Raw genomic sequence first — 22,945 nt, forward strand, 5'->3', positions numbered from 1 at the left:
AGGGGGGTTGCGCAGCCTGCTAACGGCTCAGATCCACCTGGGCCAGGTTGCGGGCCAGGCCCGGGGCAAAACGGCCCAGCCACTGCATACCCACCGCTTCCGGGCTGACCGGCGCCACCGCACGGTTGTCTTCCACCGCCTCGATGATGGCCGCGGCCACCCGGTCCGGGGTGTAGGCGCGGCGATGGTAGAGGCGCTGGGCATTGTCGCGCAGGCGTTCCTGCTCGTCGTCGTCCACGCCCACGAAGCGGGTGCGGCGGGTGATCGGCGTGTCGATTACGCCCGGGCAGATGGCGCTGACGCCGATGCCGTGCTCGGCCAGCTCGGCGCGCAGGCACTCGGTGAACATCAGTACCGCGCTCTTGCTGGTGGCATAGGCGGGTAGCATGCGCGAGGGCATGAAGGCCGCCGCCGAGGCCAGGTTGACGATGTGGCCGCCCTTGCCCTGGTCGATCATCTGCCGGGAGAACAGCCGGCTGCCGTGGATAACGCCCCACAGATTGACGCCCAGTACCTGCTGCCAGTCCTTCACCGAGGTATCCAGCAGTGACCCGGACAGACCCACGCCGGCATTGTTGACCAGCACATCCGGGGCGCCCAGTTCCTTGTCCACATAACGGGCCAGCGCTTCCATGGAGCGGCTGCTGCTGACATCCGCCTTGCGGCTCAGTGCCAGGCCACCTTCGCGGCGAATCACCTCGGCGGTGGCTTCGGCGGCCTCGGCACTGATGTCGGTACACAGCACCTGGGCGCCACGGCGGCCGTAGGCCAGGGCGGTTTCCCGGCCGATGCCGGAGCCGGCGCCGGTGATCACCACCAGCCGGCCGCTGTCCTGGCGGCGCGGGCCATTGAGGCGTGCCCGCTGCAGCGCGCCGCTGGCCGGCTTGCCGTCCACATGGGCGATGAATTCACGGATATGGCGGGCGGTCACGTCCGGGTACTGCAGCAGCGGGCCCCAGTGACCGGTATTGATTTCCCGGCGCCAGACCTGCTCGGCCCAGCGGGTGACGCTGTCGAGCATGGCCGGGCGCACAAAGTTGTCCTGGCGGGCGACGATCTGCTGTACCGGAATGGCGGTGTAGCGCTCGCGCGGGCGCAGCAGGCAGGGCAGCATGTTGGCCCGGTACATGTTGATGCCGTGGGTGCCGTCCTTGAGCTGGGTGCCGCTGACATCCACGTCCAGTTTTTCGGTGGCACGCAGCAGTCGCGGCCAGGCTTTGGCCAGGCCGGCCTTCCAGGCCAGCGGCGCCCCCGGCAGGTGAAAGGCGCCGATATACCAGGAGTGGCTGAGCTGGTTGAGCACGGCGCTGGGGCTGCCCTGTTGCTGCATCCACTGGCCGATATGGTCCAGGCAGGGCCCGGACAGGGTGGTAAAGGAGGCAATGCGGCGGCCGGCGCCGGGCTCGGTGACCGCTTCCCAGCTCTGGATCGAGCCCCAATCGTGGGCCACCAGATGCACCGGTTGATCCGGGCTGATTGCATCGATCACCGCAAAGAGGTCGGCACTCAGTTCGCTGAGCCGGTAGGCGGCCTTGCCCGCGGGGGCGGTGGAGTTGCCGCTGCCGCGCACGTCATAGGCGATCACCCGCATGTCGCGGCTGAGGCGCTCGGCGACCTTTTCCCACACATGGCTGGAATCCGGATAACCATGCACCAGCATCACGGTGGGGCTTTTGTCATCGCTCCAGGTTCGTACCGCCAGTTGCACATCATTGCGGCGTACCTGGCTGTCGCGCCATTGCACCATGGAAAACCTCTACGGCGTTGTTAAAAGGGCGAGCGGCGTCAGGCCGCCTGCTCGCGCAGGGTGGTCGGGCAATGCGACAGGTCGGGCTCCAGCCAGCCAGCGGTTTCGCTGTCGACCACCAGCAGTTCACTGAACGCCGCCCGCCGGGCGCCATCGCGCAGGGTCAGCTGCAGTTGCCAGAGACCGGGCAGCAGGGCCAGGCCGTGCCGGGGCAGGCCATCGGGCAGGGTGCCGGTCAGCGGCATCAGGCGGCTGCGGACCTGCCGTTGCAGGCCGTCGCCTTGCCCGGCGCAATATTGCTCCAGCGTCTGCCCGGCTTTCAGGGCCGCCAGCAGGGTCTGGCGTTCCGCCGGCAGCTGCTGTTGCAGGGCGCTGTCGTCCGGGTTGCCGGTCAGCACCGCGCGGGCGCAGTGGCCGTTGAGGACCGCATCGCATTGCAGACGGTAGATCATGCCCGGGCGATAGCGTCGTTTGCCCTGTCGATTCAGGCCAAACGGCCCGCGCGGTGTCTGCCGTTCGGCCAGAAAGCGCGCCTGGGGCGCGCGTGCCGGGTCGTGTAGCTGGTGGGCGCGCAGCCAGTCACGCAGCAAATGGGCGGTATCCGCCTCGTTCATGCCCGGTTGCAGGGCATTGGCGATGGTCTGTACGGCTTTGTAGGCCTGTTGTTGGGCCTGGCGATAGGGCGCCAGCGCCTGGGAATCCGGTGTCCAGATCCGTGTCATGTGAGCCTCCACGCAAGGCAGCAAGGTCGTCGATAATTACATTGGCTAATGTCACGGTCAACCGCGGCCATTGGCCGGTTGTCAGCGCCCGCGGCCTCCAGGGTCAATCGTTTCGGCACGGTATTGCGCGGGGCTGTCTTCGCGTGATCTTCACATAAAGACTTCGCTGTCTTGTTAGGGTGTGGCCCGAATACGCTTCAAATTCACCAACATCCGGCAAGGCCGGATCAAGGAGATGACCGTGCGGCACCCCTGGCAGTATGTTCCCGGCCTAAGCGCCCTGCTTTTCCTGAGTCTGCTGATGGTAGCGCCCCCGGCGATGGCGCAAACGGCGGCGACCCCTGACGATTACGGCAAGTTGGCCGATACCCTGGAAAACGATGCCTCGCGGCAGGCGCTGATCGAACAGTTGCGCGGCCTGCAGGCGGCCAGCAATCCGAGCCCGCTGGGGCTGGAGGACGAGGTGCCGGCCACCGAGATTGCCGCCGATGCCCCCAGTGGCCAGACCGCCGGGCAGGTATCGCTGGCCCGGCGCATGGCGGCGGCCACCGGCAACATGGCCGGCGATATTGGCCGGCAGTTTGCCGCCCTGGGTGCTCTGGTCACCGGCTGGATGGGTGACAGCAGCGAGACAGCGGCGGCATCGCCGGCGGTGGACTGGAAGGCGGTCAGTGCCGCGTTGCTGAACCTGGCCATTCTGGTGGTGACCACCTTTGTGCTGTTTGCCGTATTGCGGACGCTGGCCGGGCCAGCCTTTACCCGCCTCAGTGGCTGGGCCCGGGCCGGCTCGGAAAAGCTGGCCATCCTGCGCACCACGGTGGCGGTGGCCCTGGCGGCGGTGCTGGATGTGATCGTGGTCGGGCTGGCCTATCTGGGTGGCACCTTTGTGGCACCACTGCTCACCGAGCAGCTGGGCGCGGATGCCACCCGCCTGGCGCTGTTCCTCAACGCCTTCCTGGTGGTGGAGCTGATCAAGGCCGGCCTGCGCATGTTCTTCTCGTCCCGCTATGAAGGTCTGCGTCTGCTGCCAGTGGCGGCGGATCAGGCCCGTTACTGCAACGGCTTCCTGGCCCGCGAGGCAGGCTGGGTCGGCTACGGCATGCTGGTGCTGGTGCCGGTGCTCAATTTCAACGTGTCTCCGGCACTGGGCAGTGGCGTGGGTACCCTGATCATGCTGCTGGCCCTGGTGTACGCGGCGGCGGTGATCCTGCGCAAGAAGTCGGTGCTGGCCGACGCCCTGGGTCGGCGTGCCCAGGCCAGCGCCGGGCCCCTGCGCCTGGTGCTGTTGCTGCTGGCGCGCACCTGGCACTGGCTGGCGCTGGCCTATGCATTGCTGGTGTTCGCGGTCACCGTGCTCAACCCGGATACCGCTTTGCCCTACGTGGCCAAGGCCACCCTGCTGACGCTGGTTTATGTGGGGCTGGGTATGCTGGTGGCGGTGGCCCTGGCCCAGCTGATCGGCAAGGAAGTGCAGTTCTCCGAGCGGCTCAATGCCAGCATGCCGCGCCTTCAGGCGCGGGTGAACACTTACATACCGACCGGCCTCAAGGTTATTCGCGCGCTGATTCTGGCGCTGGTGGTGGTGCTGTCGCTGGATGCCTGGCACCTCTATGACCTGGCCGCCTGGTATGCCACACCGGCTGGCGCCCAGGTGGTGGCGTCGCTGATCGATATCCTCATCATTCTGGCGCTGGCGGCGGCGGTCTGGGTGGCCCTGGCCAGCCTGGTGGAGCACAAGTTCAGCCCCGGTGAAGACAGCTCCGCCGCCCAGGCAGCCCGTGGCGAGACCCTGCTGGGGCTGTTCCATACTACCCTGGCGATCACCATCATCATCATGACGGCCATGATCGTCCTGTCCGAGGTCGGCGTGGATATCGGCCCGCTGATTGCCGGCGCCGGTGTACTGGGCCTGGCCATTGGTTTCGGTGCCCAGAAGCTGGTGCAGGATGTGATTACCGGCGTCTTCATCCAGGTGGAAAATGCCATGAACACCGGCGACTTTGTCAGTGTCGGCGGCAACTCCGGCACCGTGGAGCGGGTCGGCATCCGTTCCGTGGCGCTGCGTGATCTGTATGGCACCTACCATATCGTGCCGTTCTCCTCGGTGGATGCGGTGTCCAACTTCACCCGCGAATACGGCAACCATGTGGGCGAATACGGCATTGCCTACCGCGAGAGCATCGACGATGCCATCGTGCAGCTGGAAGCCGCCTTCGAGGCACTCAAGGAAGGTCCGCACAAGGACAATATCCTGGCGCCCATGACCGTGGCCGGCGTGACCGCCCTGGCCGACAGCTCGGTGAATATCCGCGTGGTGATCAAGACCACGCCGGGTAACCAGTGGGCCGTGGGCCGTGCGTTCAACCGACTGGTGAAGATCTACTTCGACCAGGCCGGTATCGAGATTCCGTTCCCCCATACCACGCTGTACTTCGGCGAGGACCGGGACGGCTCGGCCCCGGCGGCGCGGGTGCGTCTGGCCGACGACCGGGTAGTGTCCACCCAGGGCAGCGGCGACAACTAGTCGCCCGCCGCCCGCAAACGCAAAACCCGGGTTGCCACAGGGCGCCCGGGTTTTTTTATGGCGGTGGATTGGCAATCACAGTGTGTTTCGTGCTGCTGAGATGCCAGGTTGCGCCCTGGCGTCTGCCGCGAGCCTGATACCCAGGCATGCTCTGCTCCCTGTGGGAGCACCCCCTCTGGCTCCCCCTCAAGGAGGGGGAGGACGGTGAATCATCAGGCAGATGAAAGCGTATGACGCCCTCCCCCTGAAAAGGAAAGGGCAGGGGGCGACGATGAGTGCTGCCAGGCGAACGACAGTTTTTATGCCCTTGATATCCGTTAATCCGTGCCGCGCAAAAAAAAGGGTCGGCATATGCCGACCCGGAGTCACCGGAAAAGGGAGAGCAACGGTGATAACAACAAATCAGGCAGCCTGTTTGAGTACGTCGCCCAGCAGGGCTTCGAACTGCTCCAGCTTGTCCCGGTTGTCGTGGTCCCAGGGATGGAAACCGGGTTTGAACCAGTCGAACCAGGGCCGGGTGATATTGCGGAAGATGCCCTTCTTGCCCCAGGTGTGCTTGGCCACTGCGCGCCAGCCTTTCAGGTCGGTGAGGCCGCCCTTGATGCGCACGTTGTGCAGGTAGAAGGGAATAAAGAGGGCAAAGAAGACGCCGGTGGCCAGCACCAGGGTGCCGCTGCGCAGGGCATAGGCGCCCAGGTTGCTGTCGTCGCCGATCACGGTGCGATAAACATCAAAGGCCACCGCCTTGTGCTCGGTTTCTTCCAGCGCGTGCCAGTTCCAGATGGCCTTGTAGCCTTCGTCGGCACCGTCCATGATTTCCGGCAGATCCAGCAACCCGCCGCCCAGAATGGCGGTGAGGTGTTCCAGTGCCACGGTGGCGGCCAGCTGGAAGGATTTCGGAGAATACTGCTGGGCGGCCTTGAGCAGTTTGGCCACCAGGGCTTCCTGGGCGTGCAGCGGCACACCGCCCTGGGCCACGAAATCGTTGTATTCTTCGTGCTCACGGCCGTGCATCGCTTCCTGGCCGATAAAGGCAGTGACCGCCTTCTTCAGCTCGGCATCGGTGATCTGCTCACGGTAATTGCGTACGCTGTCGATGAAGAAGCGCTCACCTACCGGGAAGAACAGGCTCATGGTATTGAGGAACTGGCTCACGTTGAGACCATCCTGGTGCCATGTCAGGGCCTTGGCCGGGTTCAGGTTGAACTTCAAATTGCGTCGTACGGGCAGGATACTGATCGCCATAACCGCATACCTCCATAAACGTTACATTGATCGATGATACAATTGGCCGTGCAACAATCAAGCGCCAAACTGACCGGGATGGAAAAAAGTGTCTGAAAAGAAACAGGAAATTGCCGAGCGTTTACTCGACGGATTGCTCGATCACCTCTGTGAGCGCCTGACCCCGGCGCAGCTGGAGGGGGTGATTACCCAAGAGCTGGACTATTTGCTGGCCCAGAGTGATCGCTTTTCCCTGTCGCAGCTGGTCAGTGTGGAGCAGGTGCAGACCACGGCCCGCAAGTACGCGGTGCAGATGGACATCAGTGGCGCCATTCCGGAGCTGGTCGGTGACATGGTGGAGCGCTTCTACGACCACGGCATCCAGGGCCAGCGCCAGATCGGCGAGGTGCTGGACGAGTCTGCGGTGGAGGCCTTCCTCGACAAGCTGCTGGAGATTCCCCTGTCCCAGCACGGCGTCGCCTGGCTGGGCCGCAACCCGGTGTTGCTGGCGGTACTGGCCGGTGGTGCCCAGATGGGTGTGAAGACGGTGCTGCACCAGAGCCTGCCGGCGCCGCTGCGCGCCCAGCTGCTCAAGCGGTTGCCGCCGCGCTGGCTGGCCAGCCTGGAGCTACGCCTGCAGGAGTGGCTGCTGCGTCGCACCGAGCAGCTGCTCAGCGATCCCTATCTGTATCGTGATGACAATCTGGAAGAGCTGCGCGACCTGGTGCTGGTAGCCTGGCAGGACTTTGCCCAGCGGCCGGTGGCAGAGCTGCGCGAGTTGATCAGCAGCGAGGATATCCAGGAGCTGTTCGTGATCGTGTTCGAGTACTGGCGCGAGCTCCGCCACAGCGATTACTTCAATTCCCTGCTGGATACCGGCGTGCAGGCGTTCTTCGACAAGTATGGCGATAGCACCCCCGGTGAGCTGCTGGCGGAGCTGGGCATCAGCCGCGAGATGATGCTCGACGATGCCCTGCGCTTTGCGCCGCCGATCCTGGCGGTGTTGCAGCGCGAGGGGCTGGTGCGAGAGTGGCTGCGCCGGCAGCTGGGGCCGTACTTTGCCTCCGAGTCGGCGCTGGCGATTCTGGAAGAGGGGCTTTAGATCTTCACGCGCGGCTTGTGGATCTGGTCGCGCAGGATTTCCTGCAGGCGGGTTTCCGGCACCGGCTTGCTGATGTAGAAGCCCTGAATGCCGTCACAGCCCATCTCGCGCAGCATTTCCAGGTGGGCGGCGGTTTCCACCCCTTCGGCGATCACGCGCATTTTCAGGCTGTGGGCCATGTCGATGATGGCGCGGGTAATGGCGGCATCATCCGGGCTGGTGTCCATTTCCATGATGAAGGAACGGTCGATCTTGAGCGTGTCCACCGGGAAACGCTTCAGGTAGCTCAGTGACGAGTAGCCGGTGCCGAAATCATCCAGTGCCAGTTCGATACCCCGGGTGCGCAGTTCCTGCAGCAGGGTAATGTTCTGGTCCATGTCTTCCATGATCAGGCTTTCGGTGAGCTCCAGCTCCAGCAGGTGGGCCGGCAGGCCGGTGCTGTCCAGTACCCGGTCGATGATCTGTGCCACATTGCCCTTGCGGAACTGGTGGGCGGACAGGTTCACCGACACGCAGATATCACCCAGGCCCTGCTGATGCCACTGGCGGGCATGGCGACAGGCGCGTTCCATGACCAGCTCGCCGATGGCGGAAATCAGCCCGGATTCCTCCGCCAGCGGGATGAAGTCCGACGGCGGCAGCAGGCCCATGGTCGGGTGCTGCCAGCGCACCAGTGCCTCCACCGAGGTGATGCGCCCGGAGCCCAGGTCCATCTTCGGCTGGTAGTAGATGACGAACTCGTTCTTGAAGATCGCCTTGCGCAGGCTGGTCTCCAGCGCCAGCTGCTCCACCGAGGCCACCCGCATGTTGCCACGGTAGTACTGGTAGCTGTTGCCGCCGCTGCGCTTGGCCTGATAGACCGCCATGTCCGCCTGGTTGATCATGCTCTGGGCTTCCTTGGCGGTGTCCGGGAAGATGCTGATGCCGATACTGCCGCCCAGCAACAGCTCGTGGCCGTCGATCATGAAAGGCTTCTTCAGGGCGTTGATCACTTTCTGGCTGAGGTTGCTGACGGCGGCTTCATTGGGGAAGTTTTCCATCAGCAGGGTGAACTCGTCACCGCCCACCCGGGCCATGTCCTCGGTGGGCACGCCGCACTCGCAGATGCGGTCGGCGGCGGCCTTGAGCAGGCGGTCGCCAATTTCATGGCCGAGGGATTCGTTGATCGGCTTGAAGCGGTCCAGGTCGATCATCAGCAGCGCCACCTTTTCCCGGTTGAGGCGTGCCAGGGTCAGCGACTTGTGCAGATGCTCGCGGAACTGGGAACGGTTGGCCAGGCCGGTGAGGCGGTCGAAATTGGACAGGAACTGTAGCTGTTCCTCGGTTTCCTTGCGGGTGGTCAGATCCGAGATCATGCCCACGTAGCGGATCACCCGCTTCTGCTCGTCACGCACGGCGCTGACTTGCAGCCATTCCGGGAAATGTTCCCCGTTATGGCGCTTTTCGTTGATCTCGCCTTCCCAGAAGCCGTTTTCCTTGAGCGCTGCGGTGATCATCTTGTAGGTGTCACTATTGGCGGTGGTGCCTTCATGGTCGAGCACCTGCTTGCCCAGCACCATGGACTCCGTGTAGCCGGTGATCTGCTCGAAGCGGGCATTGACCGCCTGGAAGCGGAACTGGTTGTCGAGGATGAAGATGCCCTCCGGGGCGTTCTCGAACACGGTGGCGGCCAGGCGTAGCTGTTCCTGGGCCTGGCGGTCGTCGGTGATATCCCGGCGGGTGCCGATCATGCGCAGGGCGCGGCCGCTCTTGGCGCGCTCCACCACGCGGCCATCATCCTCGATCCAGCGCCATTCACCATCCGCGTGGCGCAGGCGGTAGACCGCGTGGTAGCTGTCACTCTGGCCCTTGAAGTGGGCAACCATGGCGCGGCGGATGCGCGGCAGGTCATCCGGGTGCACCAGTTCTTCCAGGTCGCCGAAGAAGTTGCGGAAGTAGGCGCTGTCGTAACCCAGCAGCCGGTCGAAATTGGTGTGGTAGTTGTGGCCGGTTTCCAGCATCCAGTCCCACAGGCCGATGTTGCTGGCTTCCAGCGCCAGTTGCAGCTGCTCGCCGGTATCGGTGAGCGCCTTGTTGGATTGCTCCAGCGCCTGGGTGCGCTCCTGCACCATGGTTTCCAGCCGCTCGTTGGCCTCCTGCAGGCGCTGGCGGGCGTCCTTTCTTTCGCAGATTTCCTGGGCCAGCTTCTCGTTCAGTGATTCCGCGTCCGAGCGGGCCCGGTTCAGGTAATCAATCAGCGCCCGGTTGCTGGCCTGCAGGGCCAGGGCCTGGTTGCCGGTGCGGTTGATGCGCCGGGCGGCGATCACCAGGAACACGCCCAGGCCGGCCAGTAACATCAGCATGGGCTGACCATCCTGCTGGATCTGGGTCAGGCGCCACATGGCCGGGCCCAGCAACAGCAGCAGATACAGCAACACGGTGGGCAGGTGGCTGCTGTAGGCCGCCAGCGACACCATGCACAGGCCCAGGCCCAGCGCCGCCAGGGTTAGCTGCGGCACCAGCATGGGCGTGGTAAAGAGGGTGGAAACCGGGTTGAACAGGTAGCCCGCCAGGCCCATGGCCAGTGGCGTGGCCAGCGCCATCAACGACAGCCAGCGGCGGCAGCGACGGTCCGATTGATCCCGGTCCAGCCGCCGGCGGTACACCCGCAATAACCCCAGGCGCAGCGCCACCACAAGCACGGTCACCGCCAGCCAGCCCAGCATGGTCGGCCGCGCAATCGGGCTCTGTGACCAGTAGGACGCCACCAGAATCGCCGCGCACGGTACCTCCAGCGCGCTGAGGGTCAGCATGCCGCTGTAAAGGCGTTGGCACTGTTCGTCCACCACCGTAGGTGAGTGCGAAGGCTGTGTTGGCAAAGACTGCACGAGTTGGTGTTCCTCTGGCTCGGAGCCGAGTGTTTTTGTTTTCGAGTTTACCCATAGCTTGGGGTGAAGGGAAACAGGAAGCTACGAATATATAGTCATAGCGAGAATGTAAACACTTGCTTGCGTACGGCGCCGGACCATTCTGCTAAACTCCCGCGCCATGGACGACGTGACTTCCCTGATTGATGGTCTCAACCCGGCCCAGCGCGATGCGGTGGCAGCCGACGACCGCCATTTACTGGTGCTGGCCGGCGCCGGCTCCGGCAAGACCCGGGTGCTGGTGCACCGTATCGCCTGGCAGATCGCCACCGAGCAGGCCTCGCCGTTTGGCATCCTGGCGGTGACCTTCACCAACAAGGCCGCCGCCGAAATGCGCGGCCGTATCGAACAGCTGCTGGACATGTCCGCCGACGGCATGTGGGTAGGCACCTTCCACAGCATCGCCCACCGTCTGCTGCGCTCCCACTGGCAGGAGGCCGGCCTGCCCCAGGGCTTCGAGATCATCGACGCCGACGACCAGGTGCGACTGGTGAAGCGGGTGATCAAGGAGTTGGGCCTGGACGAGCAGCGCTGGCCGGGCCGCCAGGCCACCTGGTTCATCAATGGCCAGAAGGACGAGGGCCTGCGCGCCAAACACATGGACGCCAACGGCGACCTGTTCGTGCAGACCATGCAGAAGATCTACTTCGGCTATGAAGAGGCCTGCGAGCGCGGCGGCCTGGTGGACTTCAACGAAATGCTGCTGCGCGTGCTGGAGCTGTTCCGTGACAACGACAGCCTGCGCGGCCACTACCAGCGCCGTTTCCGCCACATCCTGGTGGACGAATTCCAGGATACCAACAGCATCCAGTACGCCTGGCTGCGGCTGCTGGCCAATGACGACAATGCGGTCACCATCGTCGGCGACGATGACCAGTCCATCTATGGCTGGCGTGGCGCCAAGATCGAGAACATCCACAAGTTCAGCCGCGACTTTCCGGATACCCGCACCATCCGCCTGGAGCAGAACTACCGCTCCACCGGCACCATCCTGAAAGCGGCCAACGCGGTGATCGACAACAACAGCGACCGCCTCGGCAAGGAGCTGTGGACCGACGGCGGCGATGGCGACCCGATCCGCCTTTATGCCGGCTTCAACGAAGTGGACGAAGCCCGCTTCATCGCCGGGCGCGTGGACAAGCACAGCCAGGAAGGCACCGCGCGCCGCGATATCGCCGTGCTGTATCGCTCCAACGCCCAGTCACGGGTGCTGGAAGAGGCCTTCCTGCAGGCCGGCATTCCCTACCGCATCTACGGCGGCCAGCGCTTCTTCGAGCGCGCCGAGATCAAGAACGCGCTGGCCTACCTGCGCCTGATCAGCAATCGCCACGCGGACGCCGCCTTCGAGCGGGTGGTCAACACCCCCACCCGTGGCATCGGCAACAAGACCCTGGAAACCCTGCGCGAGGTGGCCCGCCAGCGGCAGATCTCCCTGTGGCAGGCCGGCCAGGCCATTGTCAGTGAGCAGTTGCTTAGCGCCCGCGCCATCAACGCCCTGGCGGTGTTCCTCAACCTGGTGGAGCAGCTGGCCCAGCAGACCGAGGGCCTGGGCCTGGGCGAAACCGCCGAGCACGCCATCGAAGCCAGCGGCCTGGTGGCCTTCCATGCCAAGGAAAAGGGCGAGAAGGGCCAGCAGCGCATCGAGAACCTGCGCGAACTGGTGTCCGCCACCCGCGACTTTTCAGAGGTGGAGAGGGGCGAAGAAGACGAAGACTCCGAGCTGGACAGCCTCACCGCCTTCCTGGATCACGCCGCGCTGGAATCCGGCGAAGGCCAGGCCGACGCCCACGAGGACGCGGTGCAGATGATGACGCTGCATTCGGCCAAGGGGCTGGAATTCCCGGTGGTGTTCATCACCGGCATGGAAGAGGGCCTGTTCCCGCACCAGATGTCCAGCGAGGAGCCCGGCCGCCTGGCCGAGGAGCGCCGGCTCTGTTACGTGGGCCTGACCCGCGCCAAGCGTGAACTGTATCTCACCCACGCGGAAAGCCGTCGCCTCTACGGCAACGAGAACTATAATCCGCCCAGCCGCTTTATCCGCGAGATCCCCGCAGAGCTGATCGAGGAAGTGCGCGCCCGCGCCGGCTTCAGCCGTCCCATGGGCGGCGCCGGCTCGCCGATCCGCGAAACCGAGTCCAACGGTATCAACCTGGGCGCCCGCGTGTTGCATCCCAAGTTTGGCGAGGGCACGGTACTGCATTTCGAAGGCCAGGGGCCCAATGCACGGCTGCAGATCAACTTCGACGGCGCCGGCACCAAGTGGCTGGTCAGCCAGTACGCGCGACTGGAAGTGATTTAGGGCCTCGGGCCCGCCTGATGCTGCAACGTTCAGTGCATTTGGCGTAGGTCGGAAATGGGCGTGAGCCCATCTCCGACATGGCATTACAAAATGGCACGGCGTGTGCCATTGATGGCGGAGATTGCCTGCGGCAATTTCCGCCCTACGAAAGCGAACCTGGTTGGAAAGACTGCTGGACGCCGGCAGGGCCATGCGTCCGGCAATAACAAATAACCCGAAAGCGGCAGATCAGCGCCGCCCTTCATCGGAGGAAGAACATTGGATCGCCGTAAATTTGTTTCTGCCCTGGGTCTGGGCCTGGGCGCCGCCGCGCTGGCCGGCTGTGGCCAGCAGGATTGTGACAAGCCCGAAGCCGGCGACGCCGAAGCCAAAAGCAAAAGCGAGCCCAAGCCGCAGACCTACGAATGGAAAATGGTCACCACCTGGCCCAAGAACTACCCGGGCCTGGGCGCCGGCGCCAACCGCTTCGCCAAGCGCGTGGAGGAAATGACCGCCGGGCGCATCAAGATCAAGGTTTACGGCGCCAAGGAACTGGTCCCCGCCTTTGAAGTATTCGATGCGGTGCGCCAGGGCAGCGCGGAAATGGGCCACGGCGCCGCCTACTACTGGAAAGGCAAACACCCGGCCACGCCCTTCTTCACCGCCGTGCCCTTCGGCCTCACCGCCCAGGAAATGAACGGCTGGCTGCACTACGGTGGCGGCCAGGAGCTGTGGGATGACCTCTACGCCCAGTTCGGTCTCAAGCCCTTTGCCTGCGGCAACACCGGCACCCAGATGGCCGGCTGGTTCAACAAGGAAATCAACAGCATCGACGACCTCAAGGGCCTGAAGATGCGCATGCCCGGCCTGGCTGGCGAAGTGCTCGGCAAGGTCGGCGCCACCCCGGTACAACTGCCCGGCGCCGAAGTGTTTACCTCCCTGCAAACCGGCGCCATCGACGCCGCCGACTGGGTCGGCCCCTACAACGACCTGACCTTTGGCCTGCAACGGGTGGCCAAGTACTACTACTACCCGGGTTGGCAGGAACCGGGCCCCACCCTGGAACTGACCATCAACAAGAAAGTCTGGGACAGCCTGCCCATGGACCTGCAGGCCATCATCCGCTACGCCGCCCAGTCCGAAAACCAGGACATGCTCGACGAATACACCGCCCGCAACAACGCGGCGCTGGAAGAGCTGGTCAACAAGCACGGCGTCCAGGTACGCCGCCTGCCCGATGACGTGCTCGCCGCGCTCAAGGGCGCCAGCGACGACGTGATCGAAGCCCTGGTGGCCGACAACAAGGAAGCCCGCAAGGTGTACGACTCCTACCGCGCCTTCCGCGACCAGTCAGTGAACTACCAGGCCGTGGCCGAGCAATCCTACATGAACGTGCGCAGCCAGCTGGAAAAAGGCGACAAGAAAGCCTGATCCGCGACCTGCATGCAACAAGACAAGACGGGGCCCTTTGGCCCCGTTTTCATGTCCGCACGAGCTTTAACGGACTGTACCTGAGTGTGCTCCCGCCTATTGCGCTATAGGACTCTTGACGCCGGCAAAACCCTGCCCGAGGACATGCGTGTAGATCTGGGTGGTGTTCAGGTCGCTATGACCAAGCAACTCCTGCACGGTGCGAATGTCGGCGCCATTAAGCAGTAACTGTGTGGCGAAGGAATGACGGAAGGTATGGCTGGTGGCAGGTTTGTTAATACCCGCTTTGCGCACCGCCTGACGCACGGCCTTTTGAACCGCAGAGACATGGATATGGTGGCGTACCCATACGCTGTTGTGGTCTTGGCAAACACTGGATGATGGAAAAAGCCACTGCCACTGGCTGGAAATATTGGCAAATGGGTATTTTCGTTCCAGCGCAAAGGGCATTGAGACAGGGACGCGCTCTGTCGTAGGAGTTCGATTTATCCGGTTTGTGGTTGCCCGGATAAGCGCTGAAAGGGCGGGAATCAGCGGTTCCGGCAGCAAGGTCGTGCGGTCCTTGCCTCCTTTGCCGTTGCGGACAGTGATGGTCTTGTTGTTGAAATCGATGTCCTTGATACGAAGTCGGGCGACTTCAGTTACGCGCATTCCTGAGCCATAAATAAGAGAGATGATTAAGCGGTGGGGTTCCGGTAAGTGTTCAATCACGCAGATGGCTTCCGCATGAGATAAGACAACGGGGAGTTTGGCCGGTCGTTTAGCGCGACTGATATTTTCCATTTCTCCCAGTGGTTGATGGATAACATGCCGATACAGGAACACCAGGGCGTTCAGGGCCTGGTTCTGAGTGGCGGCAGCGACATGACGACGTGTCGCCAACCAGGTCAGAAAAAGCGAGACCTCGCGCTCCGCCATCTCCTCCGGATGACGCATCTTGTGAAAGCGGATGAAATAACGAATCCAGTACCAGTAAGTTTTCTCGGTACGAGTACTGTAATGCCGCACCCGAATCGACTCGCGAAATTGCTCACGAAGCCTGGGGCGATCAGCACGATCCTTGTGCATAGCCTGCTCCATACCAATGTATTTATACTGTTCATCTGAGCAGTATTATTGGCCTGGGCAAAAGAGGAAGTCAACATATTCAATCATACGGTCACGGCCGTGTTTGTAACACGCTGACATTTCTGGTTTTATTCTTCGTTATACAAATTAAATAACTGTGATATGAAGCCGGCGCGTTCATTGGATATTCGAGCCGGCTTCCTAATACCTGTTATGTTGTGAGGAGAGTTAAGCAGTGATATCGAGCCTTGACCATATAGTCCTAACTGTTCGCAGCATTGAGGATACAGTTCGCTTCTATACGGAAGTGCTAGGTATGGAGCAAGAAATTTTCGGCGCGGGACGAGTTGCGTTGAATTTTGGTGCTCAAAAGATCAATTTGCATGAATCAGGTAAAGAATTTGAGCCAAAAGCTAACTCCCCTACGCCAGGTTCAGCCGACGTATGCTTTATTACAGATTTGCCTATCAGCGAAGCCTACGATCGAGTTTCGGAAAAGAGCGTCTGTATCATTGAGGGTATCGTTTCACGTACGGGGGCGGTAGGACCAATTCAGTCGTTTTATTTCCGAGATCCAGATCATAATTTGATCGAGGTGTCGTCATATGCAACTGCAACATAACAAATGCAGGCACGGCGACGCCTACTACATTGCGCCTTCGGCTTCATTTCGTAGGCGCGCATGCTGCAAGCGTTACGATTTTGGAAAAGCGATGAGCGCTGATCAGATTACGACTTATGCAGCTTGGTGGGGCGCAATTATTGCAACCGCCGTGTTCTTTTGGGACGTCTGGAAATGGAGGCGTGATAAGGCTGCGATTGAAATGACTGTTCGTCCAAATATGACTGTTATTGGAGAACCAGAGCTAGAGGATAAGTATTGGATTAAGGTTTCTGCTACCAATAAAGGAACCAGGCCTACAACCATAAAAATGGTGGGCGCCGAAATATATCCTTCGTTTATAGAATACATCATGAAGCGAAACACAGAGGAATATGTATTTCCTAACGCTGGAATGCAAGACCCTTTACCAAGAGTGCTCAATCCAGGCGAGGAATGGTCCGGTCTAGTTCCACAGATTCGGAAAGATAAGCAACTAAATTTTCTTGATCTGGCATCCGAAAAAATTGTCGTATTGGTTCTGCAGCAAACTATTGCGCCAAAATTAGTCAGGGTTAGATTGAGCAGTACAAAATAATCGTAACAAGTCAAAGCACTCGGACGCAGTGAACTGCGCCGGTGTTTGTGGCGTTATGAGTCTTAAAGACTTGGAAACCGATCATGGAAACTACTAAAGAAGAAAAAGAATTTCTGACCGGTGAAACACTGCAAAAGAAAGTGCTGCACAACAATCGAAAGCGTCGTTTATCTAAATTAGTCATTTATTCTATCCATGGCTTATTTTTAGTGCTGGCTGTAATGTCCGCATACTTCGGTAGTTGGCTAGGCGCCGGTGCTTTATTGGTATTGTGGGGTGTGCTTGTATTTAGTTTCTAGCAAGCTCATAACAAGCGGCTTAAAAACCGCTCCACTTCGTTCCGCTGGACGCGCCATTCGGCGCGCCTTTTAGCCGGGCGTTAGGTTGCTCTGCCTTTTCCTGTTTATTGAGGGCGGAGCGGTTTGAAATTCACTGCCAGTAGCGGGCAGTTCAGCATCAGATTTCGTGCCGGTTCACATATCCGGCAGTTTCGTTCCTGGTGCCGTTGTTGAGATTAGTGGTTGTGGCAAGGCATTTCCGTTCGTTGTGGGTTGCCACATTCCAGGTTGGCGGTAGCTGCAAAGTCAGCGTTCTTGCAGGTGCCATAAATTCAGGTTGGGTTCGCAGGCTCACACCGTGCCAGTAGTTGGCAGTGACGTGTCGCCAACCTAACCAGGCAAGGCAGCGGACGCAAAATACGCGCCGCTGCTCGCAGCGTTAAATGGCTCTGCCTTTTCTATTCGCCGAAGGGCGTTGCCAAAACATAAATCGGTGCCGGTAGTTGGCGCCGCAGCATCAGGCTCCTTGCCGGGCCACATATCCGGCAGTTTCGTTCCTGATGCCATTGTTGGGTAAGGTGTTTGTGGCAAGGCTTTTCCGTTCGTTGCGGACGGCCACAATCCAAATTGGGGGTAGCTGCAAAGTCTGCGTTCTTGCGGGTGCCAAAAATTTAGTCTGGTTCGCAGGTTCACACCGTGCCAGTAGTTGTGTTGGTGTGTCGCCACTTAACCAGGCAAGGCAGGGGACGCGTGCCGCGCCCCTGCTCGCAGCGTTATATGCGTTACGAATTATGGAGACCTCATGCACTTTGACGTGAATGAAATGAGAAAGCCTTTCATTGAGTATGAGAAGCTAGAGTGTGTCGATGACGAGTTTACCTTTTATTATGATGAATCTAACAATATTAGAAAGCTGCATTTGACCTCTAAAGGATTGAATGTTGAAAAATCATGTAATTTCGTATTGGCTGGAATTGTTCACAGAGGGGAGTGTCACAGCGCGGATTTTGAATTACTAAAGAAAAGTCTACGCTTACAAAAATCAGCTAAGGAAATCAAGCTTAAACACATTGGTAAGGGCTCGTTTGAGTGCATTCTAAAATCCGAAAAGCTGAACACCCTTTTGCAATGGCTTCTTGATAATGGTTTTTATATACACTACTTCAGTTTAAATGTTTTATATTGGTCAATTGTTGATATCGTAGATTCAGTGATAGAAAACCTTAACCATGTTGAGCGACAGTTTTTCATTCAGGCTCACATGCTCGTTAAAAGTGACCTATACAAAGTAATAGTGAGTAATGAGTCTTTATTCTTAGAAAAGCTTAGAGATTTTGAGTATCCAAACATAAAAAGTGATAGGGTTGGGGAGTTTGCAAACTTCTTAGTTAGTTTTGTTAAGGAAAACTCTGAAGCTTTAAGTGAGGGTAGAAAGTATCTTCTGAATAAGTTCATGGAAGGCGCTGAAGGTTCAACCGAACTTTTCTTCATCATGAATGAAAAAGACCACATTTTAATTTCCGATTTCTTTATCTATTACTTAAGAAATACATATCTATTCAAAAACTCCAAACATTTTTTTGATGAGGAAAAAGAGATTGAAGCTATTTTCAATAAATATGACCTCGTAGATAAAGGAGTAATTATTAATAACTACTCATTTGTTAATTCTGAAGAAATGTTAGAAGTCCAGGTTTCAGATGTCTTGGCTGGATTACTTGGAAAGTACTCTACTTTTCTTTCAGATACGGGCAAGGATAAAATAAAGATCATTAAAAATAATTTAAGACAACAGCAGCTTAGCAACTTGAATTTGTTAGAGAAATTAATTGATAAATCAGATGCAGTAAGTCGTGGTTTTTTCTATCGTTGTGTCAGTGAAGATGAATATCTGAAGAATAATTACTTCATGCATGATCAATCATGCATATAACAAGGCGCTGCTACGGAAAATTTACTCGCTGGCGCTCACAAATTTCCGCAGAGCGCGGCGTTATCTCTATAGGGAGTGGCTATGGTCGAGGAGAAAAGCCATGGAGAAAATGGCACCCTTTTTGAGGAGGATTGGGAGAAGGAGGGAAAAGAACTTATCAGGATGCTAAAGCTTACTCCTCTGCTGGCCCTATATGCTGGGCAGGTTGCGCACGTTTATCAGTCAGTAGGAATGGCAGCATCTGGATTAGCATCCCTTTGGTTTGTTTTCGTCATCATTGGGTGGCCAAAGAGCATTATTGTACAGGCACTTTTGGCAATAGTTTTGGGGGTGGTTGTTCCGTTTTTCGTCTTGTAATTCTGAATATCAAGGCCTGCTTAATGAAAGAGATAACACATCAATCAACTACGCGCCTATGGCGCCGGACGCAGCAAAGCTGCGCCGGTTATTGAGGCGTTAGATTCCCAAGTTCCCCAAGAAAAGTAGACACCTCACTACAACCTAATGAGGTGTGTTTTTATGGCCAAGAAGCGAAAGAATAAATACAACCACTACACCGAAGACTTCCGTAGAGAAGCGGTGCGTAGGTCAGAAGATCCAGACAGCAGCGCTGTGGAGGTGGCCCGTGAACTCGGTATTCATCCTGGTCAGATTTATAACTGGCGCAGGCAGTACAAAAGACTTTCCGATAAGCAGTTCAACAATATGCAAGGTGTGGATTATTCCAAGCAGGAAAGCGAGGAAATGCGTGCGCTGAAGCGCGAAATCGCTGACCTCAAAGAGGAAAATGAATTCCTAAAAAAGGCGACGGCGTACTTCAGCAAAGACAAGTGGTGAAGTACGCCTTTATTGAGTCGTTACGGGATCAGTATCCGGTCACCAAGATGTGTCGCTGGGCTGGCGTCAGTCGCTCGGGTTACTACAAGTGGCGCAACCGCCAGCCTTCTCAGCGGCAACTTAGGCAGCTGGAGGCTGAAAGGCTACTGGTATCGCTCTTTAAGCGGTTCCGGTCTCGTTACGGAGCCCCCCGGATGACCGTTGAGCTGAAGGAAAGCGGCTGTGATATCAGTGAGAATACCGTTGCCAAGTTGATGGCGAAACAAGGGCTTAGAGCCAGGAATGGGAAGGGGTACAAGTACTTCCCGGACGTCATGGCCCACAATCATGTCAGCGACAACGTGTTAAGACGAAACTTCACGGCCAGCCGCCCGGATGAAAAGTGGGTGTCTGACATTACCTACATCAAGGTGGATAAAGGGTTTGTCTATCTGGCAGTAGTGATGGACTTGTTCTCGCGGAAGATCGTGGGATGGTCCCTGGATACGACGATGACAAACCAACTAATCATCGATGCCTTCAACATGGCTCGAGAATCCAGAAATGTGGAGCCAGGACTGATTCTGCACTCAGACAGAGGTGTTCAGTACCGGTCGGGTGAGTATCAGGCGCTGTTGCTGAGTGAAAAGATCCGGCCTAGCATGAGTCGCAAAGGGAACTGCTGGGACAATGCCGCCATGGAGTCCTTCTTCGCTCGTTTCAAGGTGGAAGCCCTTTACCAAGAAGATGTATCGAATAAGCGGGAAGCTTATTCCTGCGTTTTTGAGTACATTGAAATGTTTTATAACAGCCACCGACGACATAGCGCGCTGGGATATAAAAGCCCGAACAGGTTTGAACAAGATTACCTGAAGATGTGTGCGTAAATCAGTGTCTACTTTTGGTGGGGAATATCAATTCTTTATGAGCACATATTCAGAAGCCGCCAGTTGGCTAAATAACAATCAAGGTGTGCTGACGCTATCGATATTCTTAGCCACGATATTTCTCGGCTGGGCTAGTGGAATATTTGCGGCCCTCAGACGGAAGCCTAAATTCGTGTCTAAGATTATTGAGGGACCCACCTTCGCGTGTACCTTTTCTACCGGAAAGTCGAAGGGGGAATTCGACGTCCACCGTACTGCTATTGCTCTGTATCTGAGCGTATCAAATGTGGGCTCCTCGCCATCGAGTATCGAGAATGTGGCGGTAGGCTATCACTGGAGTGTAAAGCCTTTCAGTCTGCTGTGGTTAAAGTACTCAATAGGATGGTTTTGGTTGAACCACCAATCTGTCGCTTTGGAGGATTTCCAAGCGAAAATTGGAGAGTCCATCAAGGTATATCCATCACTTTTCCAAAATGTGAATATGGGTTTCAACAAAACAGAAACTTATCTGAATATGGGGCAATCAACCAATGGCGTGGTTTATTTCGAACAACCAGATAGCTGGGGCGGCTGCTTCCCTCAGGCCAAAAATGACAACGTAAAAGTTAAGATAAAAATTCTGGATACCTTCGGAAGGACGCATACAAAAAGATTCAAAATACCAATGGTGTCACTTGAGTATGCTCGAAAATACAATCCATCTTTTGGTAAAACTCTGTCTGAGCTGAACGGCGAAATATTGCCCTTTGATCAGACCTGAATCTAACCAACGCATCAACGGGACCGGTTTGTTCCGCTGCTGCTCCACAAACCGGCCCGTTATGCCAGCGTTAGCCAGCAGAACAAGCTCATAAAAATTCGGGCAAATAAATATGTTATTTAAGAAAGCTGAAATTGATAATGTTGGTCCACTCGCAAGTTTATGCGTCAATTTTCCGAAAGCAGACGATTCTCCTAAACCGCTGATTGTCGTTGGAGAAAATGGATCTGGGAAAAGCATATTTCTAGCTCACCTCGTAAATACTCTTGTGGTAGGAAAACAAGAAGTATATGAGGATGTTGAAGTTGAAAAAGGAAAGGTTTTTAAGTATAGAAGCCCAAACTATATAAAATCTGGTGAATCGTACTCATTTTCAAGCGTAGAATTTGAGTCTGGTGAAAAAGTTCAAGAATGGCAACTATCACTTACAAGAAACGAGTTCGAAGAAAAGCTAGGTTATACGGCGCCAAGGCGAGAATGGAACCAAATTCCCGGAACAGAATACTCACACTTCATTTCTTCCTTTAGAGGAAACTTGGAAAACACAAAGAAAATCTTCAAACAGCAATGCTGTTTGTACTTTCCAGTTAACAGATTTGAAGAGCCAGGATGGCTAAATCTAACCAATCTAAAATCGAAAGCTAGTTATACAGAACTGAAAAAAATCACAGGGTATTCTAATAGAGATATAATCTGCACATCTCCTCTTAAAAACAATATCAACTGGTTGCTTGATCTAATATTCGATAGACAGGCATTTGATATTCAAACTCATAATGTGACACTACCGGTTCAGGGAAACCCTAACCCTCCTATGATTCCTGTTTTTGCAGGTTACAGAGGGCAAAGCTCTAATATTTACGAAGCGGTATTGCAGGTAATACGTGTAATACTGAATGAAGAAGGAAATATTAGGCTTGGAGCCGGCACAAGGCAAAATCGCCAAATATCTGTTATGAAGGATGAACAGGTTTGGGTACCAAATTTATTTCAGCTCTCTACTGGTGAAGTACAGCTTGTAAATTTATTTCTTTCTATCATCAGAGATTATGATCTTTCCGAAGGAGAATTTAACAATCTTAATGACATCAAGGGGGTTGTTATTATAGACGAAATTGATGCTCACCTTCATGCAGTGCATCAGAAAGATGTTTTGCCTAAGCTGATTAAATCATTCCCGAATGTTCAATTTATAGTTACATCACACGCACCTCTTTTTCTTCTTGGCATGGAGCAGGAGTTTGGGGAGGATGGCTTTGAAATAATTAACTTGCCAAATGGTAAAAAAGTCGCAGCTAATGACTTTTCTGAATTTATCGCAGCATATGAGGCATTTAAAGAAACCACTAAGCATCGAGAAGAGATATTTTCTGAAATTCAAGAGCACTCAAAACCGATAGTTTTTGTTGAGGGTGATTACGATATTCGATACCTTAATAAAGCGGCCGAGTTTCTGGGGAAAACTAATTTATTGGATTGTATACAGCTCAAAGATGGTGATGGGTTTGGTAACTTAGATAAGATCTGGAAGAGTTATAACAACTCAGTTTCAGAAGTGCTGCCAAACAAAATAATTCTTCTGTATGACTGCGATACAAATAAACAGGATATACAGAAAAACTTGGTTTTTAAGAGAGTACTACCATCAATTGTTGACAACCCTATCAGTATAGGAATAGAGAATCTGTTTTCGGAAGATACTATTAATAAAATTGAAGGCGAAAATCCTCAGTACATTGATATTCATGAGGAATCTTCAAAAAGAGTTCGTGGGGTAGAAACAAATATTCCAGCCTCAAAGACTGTTAATAAAGACGAAAAAGGCAATATGTGTAGTTGGCTTTGTGAGAATGGAACAGCTGAGGATTTCTCTGGTTTTGAAACTGCTTTCAACATAATAGAAAGTATAATCAATGGCTAACAATACGCTCGTTCGGACGCAAACTACGCTGCGCTTCGTTTGCGCCGCACAGCTTCAACGTTAGATTTCACCAGGAGCCATTGTGAAAATAAGAAACGTATTAGGCTAAATGGGGTCAGATCTTGCGTCGTGCACGGAATACGAACCCA

At 56.6% G+C, this 22,945-nt stretch carries 18 protein-coding genes; 13 read left to right on the forward strand and 5 right to left on the reverse strand.

Annotated elements, in window-relative coordinates:
- Positions 1–19 precede the first annotated feature (19 nt).
- Both A11A3_RS07870 and A11A3_RS07875 read right to left on the reverse strand, forming a co-directional pair.
- Complete coding sequence (locus A11A3_RS07870; RefSeq protein ID WP_008928750.1) at positions 20–1,747, reverse strand: SDR family oxidoreductase; 1,728 nt, start codon at positions 1,745–1,747, stop codon at positions 20–22.
- A gap of 38 nt (positions 1,748–1,785) precedes the next feature.
- Positions 1,786–2,469, reverse strand: a complete 684-nt coding sequence (locus A11A3_RS07875; RefSeq protein WP_008928751.1) for a M24 family metallopeptidase — start codon at positions 2,467–2,469, stop codon at positions 1,786–1,788.
- A gap of 235 nt (positions 2,470–2,704) precedes the next feature.
- Between A11A3_RS07875 and A11A3_RS07880 the strand changes: the two genes are divergently transcribed.
- The gene (locus A11A3_RS07880) at positions 2,705–4,993 is read left to right on the forward strand and encodes a mechanosensitive ion channel domain-containing protein (protein WP_008928752.1); all 2,289 of its coding nucleotides are present in this window, start codon (positions 2,705–2,707) and stop codon (positions 4,991–4,993) included.
- 402 nt (positions 4,994–5,395) lie between these two features.
- On the opposite strand, the gene A11A3_RS07885 is transcribed toward A11A3_RS07880, so the two are convergent.
- Positions 5,396–6,238 carry a metal-dependent hydrolase gene (locus tag A11A3_RS07885; RefSeq protein WP_008928753.1) on the reverse strand — a complete coding sequence of 281 codons (843 nt, stop codon included), beginning with the start codon at positions 6,236–6,238 and terminating at the stop codon, positions 5,396–5,398.
- A gap of 88 nt (positions 6,239–6,326) precedes the next feature.
- On the opposite strand from A11A3_RS07885, the gene A11A3_RS07890 reads away from it, so the two are divergent.
- Positions 6,327–7,319 carry a hypothetical protein gene (locus A11A3_RS07890; protein WP_008928754.1) on the forward strand — a complete coding sequence of 331 codons (993 nt, stop codon included), beginning with the start codon at positions 6,327–6,329 and terminating at the stop codon, positions 7,317–7,319.
- On the opposite strand, the gene A11A3_RS07895 is transcribed toward A11A3_RS07890, so the two are convergent.
- A complete protein-coding gene (locus A11A3_RS07895; RefSeq protein ID WP_237738841.1) occupies positions 7,316–10,186 on the reverse strand; it encodes a GGDEF domain-containing phosphodiesterase in 2,871 nt (956 codons plus the stop codon). The two genes, A11A3_RS07890 and A11A3_RS07895, sit on opposite strands and share 4 nt — an antisense overlap.
- 160 nt (positions 10,187–10,346) lie before the next feature.
- Between A11A3_RS07895 and uvrD the strand changes: the two genes are divergently transcribed.
- Together uvrD and A11A3_RS07905 are read left to right on the forward strand one after the other, a co-directional pair.
- Positions 10,347–12,524 carry a DNA helicase II gene (uvrD, locus tag A11A3_RS07900; protein WP_008928756.1) on the forward strand — a complete coding sequence of 726 codons (2,178 nt, stop codon included), beginning with the start codon at positions 10,347–10,349 and terminating at the stop codon, positions 12,522–12,524.
- 258 nt (positions 12,525–12,782) lie between these two features.
- Positions 12,783–13,934 (forward strand): TRAP transporter substrate-binding protein, encoded by a 1,152-nt coding sequence (locus tag A11A3_RS07905; protein WP_008928757.1) that lies wholly within the window; start codon positions 12,783–12,785, stop codon positions 13,932–13,934.
- A 96-nt stretch (positions 13,935–14,030) separates the two neighbouring features.
- Here the strand turns inward: A11A3_RS07905 and A11A3_RS07910 are convergent, their stop codons facing one another.
- Entirely contained in the window at positions 14,031–15,002 is a 972-nt protein-coding gene (locus A11A3_RS07910) for an integron integrase (RefSeq protein ID WP_008928758.1), read from the reverse strand.
- A 235-nt stretch (positions 15,003–15,237) separates the two neighbouring features.
- Between A11A3_RS07910 and A11A3_RS17420 the strand changes: the two genes are divergently transcribed.
- The 9 genes from A11A3_RS17420 (at position 15,238) to A11A3_RS17710 (ending at position 22,796) form a co-directional block, all read left to right on the forward strand.
- Positions 15,238–15,624, forward strand: a complete 387-nt coding sequence (locus A11A3_RS17420) for a VOC family protein (protein WP_008928759.1) — start codon at positions 15,238–15,240, stop codon at positions 15,622–15,624.
- Positions 15,608–16,201, forward strand: a complete 594-nt coding sequence (locus A11A3_RS07915; RefSeq protein ID WP_008928760.1) for a hypothetical protein — start codon at positions 15,608–15,610, stop codon at positions 16,199–16,201. The genes A11A3_RS17420 and A11A3_RS07915 overlap by 17 nt, the downstream gene beginning before the upstream one ends.
- 83 nt (positions 16,202–16,284) lie before the next feature.
- Positions 16,285–16,500 carry a hypothetical protein gene (locus A11A3_RS17705; protein ID WP_157375485.1) on the forward strand — a complete coding sequence of 72 codons (216 nt, stop codon included), beginning with the start codon at positions 16,285–16,287 and terminating at the stop codon, positions 16,498–16,500.
- Positions 16,501–17,281: 781 nt separating this feature from the next.
- Positions 17,282–18,412, forward strand: coding sequence for a DUF3800 domain-containing protein (locus A11A3_RS07920; protein ID WP_008928761.1), 1,131 nt, complete (start codon positions 17,282–17,284; stop codon positions 18,410–18,412).
- 81 nt (positions 18,413–18,493) lie between these two features.
- Positions 18,494–18,769: a hypothetical protein gene (locus tag A11A3_RS07925; protein ID WP_008928762.1), complete on the forward strand. Its 276-nt coding sequence runs from the start codon at positions 18,494–18,496 to the stop codon at positions 18,767–18,769.
- 162 nt (positions 18,770–18,931) lie between these two features.
- The gene (locus A11A3_RS07930) at positions 18,932–19,249 is read left to right on the forward strand and encodes a transposase (RefSeq protein WP_008928763.1); all 318 of its coding nucleotides are present in this window, start codon (positions 18,932–18,934) and stop codon (positions 19,247–19,249) included.
- A complete protein-coding gene (locus A11A3_RS07935; protein ID WP_040296920.1) occupies positions 19,246–20,115 on the forward strand; it encodes an IS3 family transposase in 870 nt (289 codons plus the stop codon). The genes A11A3_RS07930 and A11A3_RS07935 overlap by 4 nt, the downstream gene beginning before the upstream one ends.
- Positions 20,108–20,875 (forward strand): hypothetical protein, encoded by a 768-nt coding sequence (locus A11A3_RS07940; protein ID WP_202802677.1) that lies wholly within the window; start codon positions 20,108–20,110, stop codon positions 20,873–20,875. The genes A11A3_RS07935 and A11A3_RS07940 overlap by 8 nt, the downstream gene beginning before the upstream one ends.
- A gap of 112 nt (positions 20,876–20,987) precedes the next feature.
- Positions 20,988–22,796, forward strand: a complete 1,809-nt coding sequence (locus A11A3_RS17710) for an AAA family ATPase (protein ID WP_157375491.1) — start codon at positions 20,988–20,990, stop codon at positions 22,794–22,796.
- The last annotated feature ends 149 nt before the right edge of the window (positions 22,797–22,945 follow it).

It is taken from the genome of Alcanivorax hongdengensis A-11-3 (genome assembly GCF_000300995.1).
Lineage (GTDB): Bacteria > Pseudomonadota > Gammaproteobacteria > Pseudomonadales > Alcanivoracaceae > Alcanivorax > Alcanivorax hongdengensis.